Raw genomic sequence first — 13,296 nt, 5'->3', positions numbered from 1 at the left:
TTATACTCAAGTTTGCAATGCTTTCTTAAAATATAAATTTAGTTAAAATTATTCGAATAGTTTACTTCCGAAAACATGCTTCTCTAAATTTGATAATCTTTTAAGAACATCAGTATTCGTATTATTAAAAGGTGATGGTGGAGGTGTAGCTGTGTTCTTTTGATCCTCCAACAATTTTTTATACTTTGCATTTTCTTGTTGTAGGGCTACGATTTGATTTTGAAACGATTCATAATCTTTAATGATAGTGTCTAAGTATTGATCCACTTCCTCTTGATTATATCCTCGCATTGAAACTTTAAACTCTTTATTTAGGATATCTTTTATACTTAGTTTTATTTTTGTTGATTCCATGTGTGTCACCCCAAAACATTTAGAAATATTTACCTTCTATTTTTTCAAAGTCTTCATAAATTGTCAATTATCTATTCTATATTTCCCTATATTTATTCTCATCATTCTCAAATGACTCTTCTGCAATCACTTGTAAATCGTCAAAAGTGATGATTTCTACAGGATAATTAAATAGTTCATTTTTCTTGTATGCTAAATCATATAAATATCTAGGACTACCTTCTTTTTCATTATCGTAAAATAAAATACATCCGTCACTTTTACTAACTAAAAATTCATTTTTTGCTTTTAACTGAATTGGAGATTCGTATGGTTTTCTTGAAATTGAGTCGACGTGATCCGCCCCAATTAAGATTTCATTATAATATTCCTTATTTGCCTCATTCCAATTTTTCTCTTGATCTTCGTAGGGTGTAAAAATACCCAACTTTAATTCGGGATAGTCAAGCTGAAGTTCGAATACTACTTCTGCGGCCCATAATTCAGTACCCATTTGCCCTGAAATAATTATCCATTCTAATTGATCTATAAATAAAAGTATTTTATTTTTTATTGCTTTTTTTATGTATTTAACTGCATCATGTTTATTCGAAAAAATTCCTAATTCAAATGATTTATAGCCAGATATTAGTAGTATCTTCATATTACCTCACAATAATAAATTAGGAAGAACTAAAAGTTCTTCCATAAATTAAATTTTATTTTATTAAATACTCTGCTTTATTTCAAATATTTAGTAACAAATAAAAATTGTAAGTATAAATTTATCTCGCAAAAATCATTAATTTTAATAATATTCAAATGTAGAAATTTATATTGAGGGAATCTAATATTTAACTTTACTATAGTAGTCACAAGCTTAGTGGAAATCAACTATTAAGACAATTTAAGATCAATATTTCAATATTTGATTGCTGCTCATAGAGGATATTTTATTCCCTTTTAGATTAGTTATTATGATAGGAATATTATTGTGAAAATTTTTTCGTCGAAATTTTTACTTATGATAAAATTACATATAAAGCTTGTTTAAAACTCGTAAAAATAATTAATGTTAATGTAATTGTGAAAAAAAATAAAAAAAGTATTTTGTTCAAAGTTATCCTCTCCAATATCCTAAATATACTTTAATGTCAACTTTTTTATTTTATTAGGTTTGAACATATTTCACAACAATAAAATTAATAATGTTTAAAAGTTTAAATATTCTGATTTTTGTGAGTATACACAATGATTGCCGAAAGCATTTTATTCCTTTAAAATGAGTTATGAAACCGTTTTAAATATAGATAAAATATAGATAAATGCAATACAAGGAGTAAAAAATGATTAACAAAAATTCCCCAATACCAATTTATCATCAATTATTAGAATACATAAAATGTAAAATCGCATCAGGTGAATACCCCGCTGATGAATTGATTCCATCAGAAAGAGAGTTTTCAGAGAAATTCCAAATATCTCGTATGACCGTTCGACAAGCATTAAATAATTTAGTTCAAGAAGGAATTGTTTATAGACAAAAAGGTAAAGGTACATTTGTTAGTCGTCAAAAAGTTGAAAAAAAAATAAGTAGATTAAATAGTTACACAGAAGAAATGATTGAAAGAGGCTTAAAACCAAGTAGTAGATTAGTTCAATTTGATATCTTAAATTCTGATAAAGCATTATCCAATATTCTAAAGATAAAAGAAAACGATCCTATTTATTTTATTAAACGGATTCGTTTAGCAGACTCAATTCCTATGTCGATAGAAAGTATCCACGTTTCATGTGATATAGCACCAAACCTAAATCAAAGTGTTCTAGAAAAATCTTTCTTTGATTATGTTAATGCCAATATTCCTGATCCTATTCAATATGCTGATCAATCGATTCAGGCTAGAATGCCTTCTGAAGAAGAAGCGCAATTATTAGAAATCCCGCCGAATTGTCCCGTTTTAGCAATTTATCGTACAACATATTTAAGAAGTGGCAAAGTTTTAGAATACGAATTAACTGTATACAGAGCAGACCGATACAAGCTTGTACATTCTTTATCTAGAAATGATTAATAGGGATTAAGAATGGTATAGAACATAAAAAAAGCCAGGGATTCCTGGCTTTTTTTATTTGAATAAAACCCCAATCTGTTTAAATAGTCCACCTACTTGATTCATGGTATTCATCATTTGACCCGCAGTAGACATCATTTTGGGGACATCGTATGATCCTGAACCATTTTTAAATTGATTTAATATTGATGAAAACTGAAAAGATTGACCATTATTATTTTGCTGGTTTAATTTTTTGGGTTGAGTTGGATAAGGTGTACTTGGCGCAAACATTGGTGGAGTTGTAAATGGACCTTGTTGTAACATTTGAGCATTTTGAGGTTGCATTGAATATTGGTGATTTTGAGGGCTAGTTAAATAGTTCGTTTGATTACCGAATTGTGAAGGGTTCATTGGCATATATGGATATTGGTTTTGCATCATTCCGTAAAAATTAGGATCGTATTGGTACCCTTGGTTATACGAAACTGTAGGAAGTTGCATGGAATATTGCTGTGGCACAGCATACTGGACTTGACTTAATTGACCATAACTACCAGTTTGTATTGATGGTCCCCCGTAAGGAGATGGTTCAATCATCTGTGATTGTTGGATTTGTTGAGTTGGTTGTGTTAGTTGAGTTGTCTGTGCATGTTGTGTCTGTTGCGACTGAACTGGTGGTTGTTGTGTATTAATTGTAGGATTTTGGGAAAAAGGTTGAATTGTATTTCCATAGTAACGCTGATTTTCATTCGATAATTGATTCATTTCTGGATAATTAAAATTCTCATCAATCATTTGATTTTGCTTTCTAAACCAATCAAAGCTGTTATCTGAATGATTTGGAGGAAACATTTGAGATTTCATTTTCTCACATCCATTATAAGTTTTCTCATTTATAAATATGTTACAAATGCCTATTCTGTTACTTCTATTATCTTATGCGCTATTTGTCATAATATGTCGGAAGTTTAAATTTTTAAAAAAATTTAAATTTTAAATATTTATGGTACATTTTATTTAGTTATACAAGTTGTTAATTAAATTTTAATGTTGGAGGGGTAATAATGACTTTACAAGAATTAAAGAGCAAGTTTATTTCATCAAAAAGTTTCGAACCAACTGACTTTAATCAATTAATGGACTTTTTACAACAAAATTACCTAAATGGTGAGGTTACTATTCAACATTACAGAGAATTAATTAAAGAACTTGAACTTTTTGGCGCTTGTAAGCCAATTTAGTAATCGGGAATATTAATATTATAATAAATAAAGCGATACACATTTACTAAATTGTAAAAGTGTATCGCTTTATTTAATTCCATTTATCTACCAATCCCATCATTCAAATCAAACGTCTTCTACTATATATCAAATATTAAATGCTAATTGTCTTCCTAAAAATGGTGTTGAGATCCAACTACCACCCTCTTTTGCTTGACTTACTTTCTTTTCAAAATGATGAAGATGCACTGTTGTTGACTGGATCTTATTTAAAAGTAAATTCTTTTCTTCATCACATTTTTGATCAATTCTTAACGCTAAGGAGTGCTCAATAAATTCAACCTCATTTAAAAATTCATCAATTGCTCGAAAAAAATCATCTCTTTGAATTAACTCCATACAGTTCAACTCCTCTTCCTAATTTACTAAATTTACTTTACAAAATAAATTCAACAGCAGTTCATCTACCTCCTTCTCCATTGACAAAACTAGAACTATTTCGCTAAACAAAGTGAATAAAGGTATTTCCATCTATAATTTCGACAAAAAAAACTTGTAACGTGGAACAGAATTGGGAAAGGTATATTACATGGAGGTGTTTCAAAATGGCAAAAAACAAAAATGAAAAAAAGAAAAAACAAGAAAAAAGTAAAAATCAACAAACTGGTAATCCTAAATTAGATGGCCCTAATTTCCCTGCTACATAAATATTTGGAAACACTCGATTTGATTGACATTCTTTCTATTGAAAAATCGCTAAATTAAGAAAAAAGCTAGCATTTGTTTGCTAGCTTTTTTCAGCTAAAATAGAAGCCCTATTGGAAAATAAGCATCCTGTAGTGCAATTCAACCTTACGTGTGCTTTCTTTATCGTGTTAAATTTGGAAATGATAGCCCTTTTTCAAAACAAAAAAAGCTAGCATTACGAACTAGCATTTTTATTGAAAGATCGATTTCAATTTTAACAAAGAACCAAGTAGCTCTTGCTTTATTAAAAAAGATTGCTTAAAACTATCTCCATTAGTAACTACTTCATCTTCATACCAATCATTTAAAATTTTACTATTTGTATACCAATCTTCCTCAACAGTTCGTGTGTGAGGAATGATTGGATAGACGTCTCTTAATTTCGGATTATTTGAGCTTGTAATTCCAACTAACGCTTCATAATCATTCCTACTGCCTGTGTGAATAGTTTGCATAGCAAAATCGATAAATTCATTGTGTAAATTCTTATGAAATAAAATTGAATATAATTGTTTCCCAATTTGAATCCTTTTCGTTAAATCTTCAAATTGGAAAACAACAAGTCCATATAATTCCCCTTTACTTGATGGAAATACAACATAACTTAGTTTTAATTGTTCCTGAAGTTTAAATGCTAAAGAATTAAAAACTTCACTTTTAAAAAATTTATTTTGAATGACTGGTCTTTCGATCATATTTTGTTCGTTAATGATCAATGAATAGACTAGTCTTTTCTTATCTCGATCCGTCCAATATTTCTCCCATTCAATTTCCATAAAACTAGATACTGAAAAATACTTCAATAAATAAAATAATGGCTTATTTTTTACTTTTGAATATTCAAAGAGAAGTAACTGTGGAAAAGCATCTAAAAAAATAATCCAATTTGCACGTTCATACGTCATAAAAAGTTGTTTCCTTTGTTTTACACTTAGTCCATTAACGAATATTTGGTTTTCCAAATCAGTCATGTTATAGCCTGCATTACGTGATACCATACTTGCAAGAAATGACCATTCTATTTCACTTTGTCTTAAAAAATATTCTTGGTATGCAATCGTTCTGGAAATATTATCAGCATTATATTTAACTGTTTCTTTCTTTATTAATTCAATAAGTTTTGATTCTTCCTGTGATAAATTGTGATTTTCTCTTCTTTTTTTTATAAAACCTTTCCAGCTTTCATGGTTTGCATTCATTGACTCACCCCAAGCAATCTGGTATTTTTTTACACGAACATCTGTTTTAGTGCTATAATACAAGTTGTATGTAAATTAAGGTGGAGTTGGTTTTATGACAATAAGTTACCCAAATCGAAGAAATAATGTAGTTCAAAAAAGTCAAAATAACGAAACACAAGTAAAATCAAATAATACTTATAGTAATCGCGGAATGTCTCTTGAAGATGATTTAAATGCTACTAATACGTATTATTTATCAAATAACATCGCAAACATACATAAAAAACCAACACCTGTACAAATCGTAAAAGTAGACTATCCAAAAAGAAGCGCTGCAGTCATTAGAGAGGCCTATTTTAAACAACCTTCAACAACCGACTATAATGGCATCTATAAAGGGAAGTATATTGATTTTGAAGCTAAGGAAACCAATAATAAGACTAGTTTTCCTTTACAAAATTTCCATTTACACCAAATAGAGCATATGGAAAATGTACTGAATCACGGTGGAATTTCGTTTGTCATATTAAAATTTTCATTATATAATGAAATTTATTTTATGAAAGCTACTGATATTCTTACCTTTTGGAAAAGGCAAACAGATGGTGGAAGAAAATCAATATCTAGAGAAGAATGCAAAGAGTATGGAACGTTACTTAAACCAAGTTATCCAATCATTGTTCCATACTTAAAATGTATTGATGAACTTTTTGTAATTTAATATTTTAATAATTTCATTAAGTTCATTTGAAAGGCAGGAGAAACAAAAAAATGGCAAAAGAGTATAGTTCACGACAAGAACGAAAACAAATGGAAATGGAAAAGCCTTCAAATGTAAAACCAAAAAAACGTGAAGGTTTATGGAAAAAGATTACATTAACAATATTGACTTTAGCGGTACTTTGTATTCTTGGGGGAGTTGGAACTTTCTATTATTTAGTAAGTGATGCACCTAAACTAGATGAATCAAAGTTAAAAGTACCTTTATCATCTACGATTCTAGATAAAAATGGGAATGTTATTGCTGAGCTAGGAACTGAACAAAGAACGAAAGTTTCATATAACGAGATTCCTAAAGTAGTAGAAGATGCATTTATTGCTACTGAAGACGTACGTTTTTATAAGCATAAAGGTGTTGATATCCGCCGTGTACTTGGAGCAGTTTTAGCTAATATTACTGGTGGATTTGGATCACAAGGTGGTAGTACGATTACTCAACAAGTTGTCAAAAACTCATTCTTGTCTCCACAAAAAACAATTAAACGTAAAGTACAAGAATGGTATTTATCATTCCAACTTGAACAAAAATATTCTAAACAACAAATTTTAGAAATGTATTTAAATAAAGTTTACTTCTCAAATGGTTTAAAAGGCCGAGGAGTTTATGGTGTAGCAAAAGCAAGTGAAACATATTTTAGTAAAGATTTATCGAAAATTACATTACCTGAAGCAGCTACACTTGCTGGTATGGTACAAAGTCCAAATAACTTCAATCCAGCAAAACATCCAGCTGAATCAGAAGCTAGAAGAAATGTTGTATTAAGCCAAATGAAAAAATATGGTTATATTACCAATGAACAATATGCTAAAGCAAAAGCAATTCCAGAGAAATCATTAGTTAAAGTTCATGAAAGTGGCCAAACAAAGTATCAAGCATTCATTGATGTAGTTATGGATGAGGTTAAAAAATACGGTGATGCAGATATAAATACAGATGGATTAACAATTGAAACAACTTTAGATCCAAAATCACAAGCTAAAGCAGATGAAATTATTAATCGTGGGTCTGAATTTTATCCAAGTGATGATTTCCAAACTGGTTTTGTATTAACTGACACTAAAACAGGTGAAATTAAAGCTGTAGGTGCTGGCAGAAATACAACTAGTGGCGGTCTAAATTTTGCAACAGATATAAAAAGACAACCTGGTTCAACGATTAAGCCAATCCTTGACTACGGTCCTGCGATTCAATATTTAAAATGGTCTACTAACCATCAACTTGTTGATGAGCCATATCAATATTCTGATGGGACACCTATTCGAAACGCTGATAAATCATATAAAGGTAAATTATCGATTCGTAAGGCGTTAATCGGTTCAAGAAATATTCCTGCTTTAAAAACAATGCAGGAAGTTGGATTAGATAAATCACGTGAATTTGGTAACGGACTTGGGTTTAACTTCCAAAAAGACAGTTTTTACGAGTCTCATGCAATCGGTGGATTTACAGGTGTATCTGCAATGGAAATGGCAGGTGCATATGCAGCCTTCGGTAATGGCGGTGTTTATATAAAACCACATGCTGTAACGAAAATAATCTATCAAGATAAAACTGAAAAAGTATTATCTCCTGAACCAAAACAAGCAATGAGCGATTACACTGCATATATGATTACAGATATGCTACGTGACGTTGTTAAGGCTCCAGGCGGTACGGGTGGTAGAGCTAATGTACCTGGTCTTGATATGGCAGGTAAAACTGGTACTACAAACTACCCACAAGAAGTAAAAGACAAGTATGGCTTCCCTTCAAACGCAACTCGAGATAGTTGGTTTGTTGGTTATACACCAGATGTTACTGTTTCGGTATGGACTGGATATGAGACAAATAAAGAAGGTCATTATTTAAGTAAAACATCAACAAATTTAGCTAAATATATTGCAAGAGATATGTTAGCAGCAACAGCTGATCGTTCATCTGAGTTTCATAAACCAAGTTCAGTTGTAAGAGTTCAAGACGAATTATATATTAAAGGTGAAAAAATGGATGATCTTCCTACACCAGATACATTAGATCCAGCTAAAAGTGTTACAGCGAAATATGATGAAAAAACGAGCAGTGTTTCGTTAAATTGGCAGTATCCTGCTGAGTTACTTGCTTCTACTACTTTTGAAGTAAACTATGATATAAACGGTGTTAAAGGCCAAACTCAAAAAGTAAATGGAACATCAGCAAAAATTAATGGTATCGTAGCTGGAAACAAAGTAAAAATTACGATTGTGGCAACTAATGGCGATACTAAGAGTGCTGCGGTTACTGTTACAGTCGATTTAACTACAACCCAAGAGCCAACTACCCCACCAGCTGATAACAATGGTAACGGCAATGGTAATGGCAACGGTAACGGTAACGGCAATGATAACGGCAATGGTAACGGTAATGGTAACGGCAACGGTACTGGTGACGGTACTGGCAATGGTGACGGTACTGGTACTGGTGACGGTACTGGCAATGGTGACGGTACTGGTACTGGTGACGGTACTGGCAATGGTGACGGTACTGGTACTGGTACTGGTGACGGTACTGGTACTGGTACTGGTGACGGTACTGGTACTGGTGATGGTAATACAAATCCAACTACACCTCCTACTACACCAGATCCATCAAAGCCATCAAAACCAACTAATACGAATCCAACTTCGTATAACTCAGATTCATACTCTAATAATCGATTTAATAAGTTGGAACGTAATATTATTGCATAAATTAAAAACCTCCTCGTTTTTTGAGGAGGTTTTGCTATGTAATTGATATTCTGTATGAATTCCTTTGCTTTACTTAACATAAAGTTTTGGAATTGCTAATTTACTCTAAATCTAAAATAAGCCTCCTCATCTTGAGGAGGTTATTTTTTGCTTATAATAAAGCTTTTCTAACTCCGTATATAAGCCAGAAAGTTGAATAAATGAGTGATAGTGATCAGGTTGATTTAATACAAAACTAATACGCTCGTCTAAATTGATTGGCTTAATCTTTAATTTATCTAACTCAAATAATAAATTATTTAAATTAAGTAGCATTTGGCCATTTATCCATGTAAGAATTGATATAAAATTAGCTAAGCCTCTTATCATCGGCTCACACGCAAGTTTTCGATTCCGTTGTTTAAAGTAGGTAGAAATATGTCCAGATTCCTCTTTCCACTCATTAATCATTTCTTTAATAATTTCATCACTTTCATTCGGTATGCTAGAGCTCTTATTAACTAGAATCTGATTGCTTTCATAGAAAAACGGTTTATTTTTAATTTTAATTTCTTCATTCATTATTTGTTCATTAGAATTGTCTTTATAAAATGGCGTAACGATAAAATCCTTATAAATACTATTTGTCATTTACTTTCTTCACTTTCATTCGTTTTTTTCCTTCTCTACACATATCAAGTAAAGGACATACCTCACAACTCGGCCTTTGAGCTTTACAATGGTATCTACCAAAAAATATTAAACGATGGTGAGTTACTCCCCAGTCTTCGATTGGAACTTTTTTCATTAATGTCTCTTCTACTTCTAATACAGAATCTTTCCAACGACATATAGCTAATCTTTTTGAAACCCTCTCAACATGAGTATCTACAGCGATAGCTGGAATATTAAATGCAACTGACATTACTACATTAGCTGTCTTTCTACCAACTCCAGGCAATTTTACTAGCTCTTCCCTAGTACGTGGAACTTCTCCATTAAATTCATTAATAATCATTTCGCTTAGTTTCTGGATATTTTTTGCTTTGTTCCTGAAAAGTCCAATTGAGCGAATATCATTTTGTAATTCCTCTAAAGATACATTTAAATAATCCTTAGGTTCTTTATATTTTTCAAATAGATTTTTAGTCACTTTATTTACTAAAACATCAGTACATTGAGCAGATAAAGCGACTGCTACTACTAATTCAAACGGATTCTTATGGTTTAACTCACAATGTGCATCAGGGAACATATCACCAATTATATTAAGAACTTCATTTATTTGTTGTTTATTTAACATCTCAAAACACTCCTTACTAAACAAAAGCGAGCGCATATCCTCGCTTTAGACTGCCCTTCAAGCGCTTATAATTAGTCTATAAATCAAATTTTTGTAACTTTGTTACACAATAAAGCGAGGAGCATGTCCTCGCTTTATTTTTCAAGCCAATTATAAAAAGGAATTGATCCTGTATACTTTGTTTCGTTTTGTGGTTCTCTTGTTTCTTTTTTTCTAAAATGCTTACTATAATTCATTGCTTGGTCTACTTGCTTAATTCCATTTTTCTTCCACTCAAAAAGAATACGATCTATATAACGAAAATTTAATTTCCCACTTATTACTGCTTCTTTAAGTGCAGTTTTTATTAGTTTTTCATTATGATCATCTTGGTCCATCCACATTGTTAGAGTTTCAATCTCAAAAGGAGACAATAATCTACCAAATTCTTTTTCAAATACTAAGTAAATTGATTCCTCATCTTGTTCAATAATTGAAGGAATAGTATGTGTTTCATTTGATTGTTGACCATTCTGGGTCAAATCAACTAATTTTAACCATAATGGAGAAAGTGAATATGCCTCACATCGTAAATTATGATGATCAATTTCTTCTGTAATTTCTAATAAACCTTTTTTAAGAAGTTCTCGAATAACTTCCATACATTTTTGTTCATTTATTGACATAATCTTTGCTAATTGAGTAGGTGTTGGAAACGTATGACCTTGTTGTTGAAAAGAGTAAAGCTGTAGAATCATGACTAGTTCTTCTTCATTTATGTTTAAAGAAGAATAATGACTGAGAAGTATATTTGGAATACTAATATTCCCAAATTGAATCCAGTTTAGAATGCTATTATTATTCACTTCGAACACCTCTAGCATAGTATAGCATGATTACATAAATTATACAGTAAAAGAAACTCGTGAAATAAAAATAAATAGAGGCATGGAAATCACACCTCTATTTTAGTATATCTATTTAGTATTTAAAAAACCGACTAATAAATTATTTAATTTAGGATATAGTTTGTTTAATAAAGTGGGAATGGTTTAGCTTTATGGTTAATAAGTCATAAAAAATAAGTCTAATGAAAAAAGCTAAGCATATGCTTAGCTTCAGTATTTAATATATGTTTTTCACTGATTGAAATTAATTTAAGATACTTGCTTTCATAAATTGCTCAATGCGCTCTAAAGCTTTATCTAACTGTACTTGAGATGTTGCATATGATAAGCGAATATTGTCAGGTGAACCAAACCCTGAGCCAGGTATTACCGCAACATTAGCTTTTTCAAGTAATTCAGTAGAGAATTCATCTACATTTTGATATCCAGCCATTTTAGCTGCCTCAGTCACATTTGGGAATAAATAAAATGCACCATTCGGTTTAACACAGCTAAATCCTGGAATTGAAATTAAACGCTCATAAGTTTTATTTAAACGATCTTCAAACGCTACTCTCATTTCTTCAACAGGACCATCGCCTAACTCATATGCTTTAATCGTAGCGATTTGGGCCATTGTAGTAGGATTTGAAGTAGAATGACTAGCAAGATTTGTCATGGCATTAATTATTTCCTTATTACCAACAGCATATCCAATTCTCCATCCTGTCATTGAATGAGATTTTGATACACCATTGATAATAATCGTTTGTTCTTTAAGCTCTGGGCTTAATGAAGCAATTGAAACATGCTTTGCCCCATCATATACTAATTTCTCATATATTTCGTCAGAAACGATTAATATATCATGTTTTAAACAAATTTCTCCGATTGCTTTTAATTCTTGCTCATCATAAATCATACCAGTTGGATTACTTGGTGAATTTATAATGATCGCTTTTGTATTCTCTGTAATTGCTTCTTCGATTTGTTCAGGTGTTACTTTAAATTGTTGATGTTCATATCCTTCAATAAATACTGGCACACCTTCTGCTAATATAACTTGCTCAGGATAACTTACCCAGTAAGGTGTCGGAATAATTACTTCGTTACCAGGATCTAAAATTGCTTGGAAAAGTGTGTAAAGTGCATGTTTTGCACCATTTGTTACAACAACTTCTCCTGGCGAATAAGTTAATCCTTGATCTTTCAATAATTTATCACAAATAGTTTTTCTTAAAGCTGGCAAACCGTTTGAAGGAGTATATTTTGTTTGGCCTTTAAGCATTGCTGAATAAGCTTCTTCAATAATTTCAACTGGTGTATTAAAATCAGGTTCTCCAGCTCCTAATCCTATTACATCAATTCCTTGATCTTTCATCTCTTTTGCTTTTGCTGTAATAGCTAGTGTTGTAGATGGTGTTAGTGCACTTACTCTTTTTGCTAGTTTCATCTTGTTAATTTCCCCCTAAATACTATAACGTTTTAAAAGCTCTCCATTTTCGAAAGCAGCGTAGTAAAAATTATATCGGCCGTTTTGGTCTATATATACTACTTCCCAAAGTGGTATTTTGTTCTCTATTCCTAACTTTACTTTATGTATTTTTTTTGGGTTTCTCTCACTGACTACTTTGTCAATGATTTGTTTTTGGGTCAATCCTTCACTTTTCTTTCGTGTAATAACTTCTCCATCCTGTACCCACGCAATCATTTCATTATTTGCATCATCTTTACCACTTACAACAATCGCTTGTTCTTTTCCATGGAAATAATTAGAAGTTTCCACAGATTTTAAATACCCTTGATTTAAAACAAGCTCTTCGGCATGTTTTTTATCATCATTTAGATTTGAAATTGATGATTGATATGTGGCGATTAAAAATAATGAAAGAAAAATGATGCTTAATCCAAGGATGACTAACCATTTTTTCATATATACCTCATTTATGTTCGATAAATTGTAAATACCGCATATTCTTGATTTTCTTTATCAAGTGCAAGTCCAAACATTAAATCTTTTTCTTTTAAAGTACGATTTAAACTATCAACAATTTTGTATAAATCTCTAGTATATTCAATTTTTGTTGTTGATAATACTTCAATATTTGAATTCATGTTGCT

At 31.1% G+C, this 13,296-nt stretch carries 15 protein-coding genes; 4 read left to right on the top strand and 11 right to left on the bottom strand.

The window, feature by feature from the left end; all coding sequences use genetic code 11:
* Positions 1-48: 48 nt before the first annotated feature.
* Both gpsB and EP747_RS04750 read right to left on the bottom strand, forming a co-directional pair.
* Positions 49-354 (bottom strand): cell division regulator GpsB, encoded by a 306-nt coding sequence (gene gpsB, locus EP747_RS04755; protein ID WP_088010652.1) that lies wholly within the window; start codon positions 352-354, stop codon positions 49-51.
* A 76-nt stretch (positions 355-430) separates the two neighbouring features.
* Positions 431-997 carry a DUF1273 domain-containing protein gene (locus EP747_RS04750; RefSeq protein WP_129688738.1) on the bottom strand — a complete coding sequence of 189 codons (567 nt, stop codon included), beginning with the start codon at positions 995-997 and terminating at the stop codon, positions 431-433.
* A gap of 682 nt (positions 998-1,679) precedes the next feature.
* On the opposite strand from EP747_RS04750, the gene EP747_RS04745 reads away from it, so the two are divergent.
* On the top strand, positions 1,680-2,408 hold the full coding sequence (locus EP747_RS04745; protein ID WP_129688737.1) for a GntR family transcriptional regulator: 729 nt from the start codon (positions 1,680-1,682) through the stop codon (positions 2,406-2,408).
* Positions 2,409-2,462: 54 nt separating this feature from the next.
* On the opposite strand, the gene EP747_RS25180 is transcribed toward EP747_RS04745, so the two are convergent.
* Entirely contained in the window at positions 2,463-3,254 is a 792-nt protein-coding gene (locus EP747_RS25180) for a YppG family protein (protein ID WP_328590703.1), read from the bottom strand.
* A gap of 200 nt (positions 3,255-3,454) precedes the next feature.
* On the opposite strand from EP747_RS25180, the gene yppF reads away from it, so the two are divergent.
* Positions 3,455-3,631 (top strand): YppF family protein, encoded by a 177-nt coding sequence (yppF, locus tag EP747_RS04735; protein ID WP_088010656.1) that lies wholly within the window; start codon positions 3,455-3,457, stop codon positions 3,629-3,631.
* A 129-nt stretch (positions 3,632-3,760) separates the two neighbouring features.
* Here yppF and EP747_RS04730 read toward each other — a convergent pair whose 3' ends face one another.
* Together EP747_RS04730 and EP747_RS04725 are read right to left on the bottom strand one after the other, a co-directional pair.
* Positions 3,761-4,012 (bottom strand): hypothetical protein, encoded by a 252-nt coding sequence (locus EP747_RS04730; RefSeq protein ID WP_098234187.1) that lies wholly within the window; start codon positions 4,010-4,012, stop codon positions 3,761-3,763.
* Positions 4,013-4,551: 539 nt separating this feature from the next.
* Positions 4,552-5,559: a DUF2515 family protein gene (locus tag EP747_RS04725; protein WP_129688736.1), complete on the bottom strand. Its 1,008-nt coding sequence runs from the start codon at positions 5,557-5,559 to the stop codon at positions 4,552-4,554.
* Between the two features lie 94 nt (positions 5,560-5,653).
* Here EP747_RS04725 and recU point away from each other — a divergent pair, with 94 nt between their 5' ends.
* Both recU and EP747_RS04715 read left to right on the top strand, forming a co-directional pair.
* On the top strand, positions 5,654-6,262 hold the full coding sequence (gene recU, locus EP747_RS04720; protein WP_129688735.1) for a Holliday junction resolvase RecU: 609 nt from the start codon (positions 5,654-5,656) through the stop codon (positions 6,260-6,262).
* Positions 6,263-6,312: 50 nt separating this feature from the next.
* Positions 6,313-9,027, top strand: coding sequence for a transglycosylase domain-containing protein (locus EP747_RS04715; protein ID WP_129688734.1), 2,715 nt, complete (start codon positions 6,313-6,315; stop codon positions 9,025-9,027).
* Positions 9,028-9,153: 126 nt separating this feature from the next.
* On the opposite strand, the gene EP747_RS04710 is transcribed toward EP747_RS04715, so the two are convergent.
* The 6 genes from EP747_RS04710 to EP747_RS04685 all read right to left on the bottom strand — a co-directional run bounded on the left by EP747_RS04710 (position 9,154) and on the right by EP747_RS04685 (position 13,290).
* Positions 9,154-9,657, bottom strand: a complete 504-nt coding sequence (locus tag EP747_RS04710) for a YpoC family protein (protein ID WP_129688733.1) — start codon at positions 9,655-9,657, stop codon at positions 9,154-9,156.
* On the bottom strand, positions 9,647-10,309 hold the full coding sequence (gene nth / locus EP747_RS04705) for an endonuclease III (protein ID WP_129688732.1): 663 nt from the start codon (positions 10,307-10,309) through the stop codon (positions 9,647-9,649). Before nth ends, EP747_RS04710 begins: the two co-directional genes overlap by 11 nt.
* Positions 10,310-10,443: 134 nt before the next feature.
* Positions 10,444-11,154 (bottom strand): DnaD domain protein, encoded by a 711-nt coding sequence (locus EP747_RS04700; protein ID WP_419179255.1) that lies wholly within the window; start codon positions 11,152-11,154, stop codon positions 10,444-10,446.
* 286 nt (positions 11,155-11,440) lie between these two features.
* The gene (locus EP747_RS04695) at positions 11,441-12,628 is read right to left on the bottom strand and encodes a pyridoxal phosphate-dependent aminotransferase (protein ID WP_129688730.1); all 1,188 of its coding nucleotides are present in this window, start codon (positions 12,626-12,628) and stop codon (positions 11,441-11,443) included.
* 15 nt (positions 12,629-12,643) lie between these two features.
* Positions 12,644-13,108: a DUF5590 domain-containing protein gene (locus tag EP747_RS04690; protein ID WP_129688729.1), complete on the bottom strand. Its 465-nt coding sequence runs from the start codon at positions 13,106-13,108 to the stop codon at positions 12,644-12,646.
* Positions 13,109-13,119: 11 nt separating this feature from the next.
* Positions 13,120-13,290 carry a YpmA family protein gene (locus EP747_RS04685; RefSeq protein ID WP_129688728.1) on the bottom strand — a complete coding sequence of 57 codons (171 nt, stop codon included), beginning with the start codon at positions 13,288-13,290 and terminating at the stop codon, positions 13,120-13,122.
* Positions 13,291-13,296: the final 6 nt, after the last annotated feature.

Source organism: Gottfriedia acidiceleris, assembly GCF_004138285.1.
GTDB classification, from domain to species: domain Bacteria; phylum Bacillota; class Bacilli; order Bacillales; family Bacillaceae_G; genus Gottfriedia; species Gottfriedia acidiceleris_A.
The sequence above is the reverse complement of the archived record's forward strand: the minus strand, read 5'-3'. Positions and strand labels throughout refer to the sequence as shown.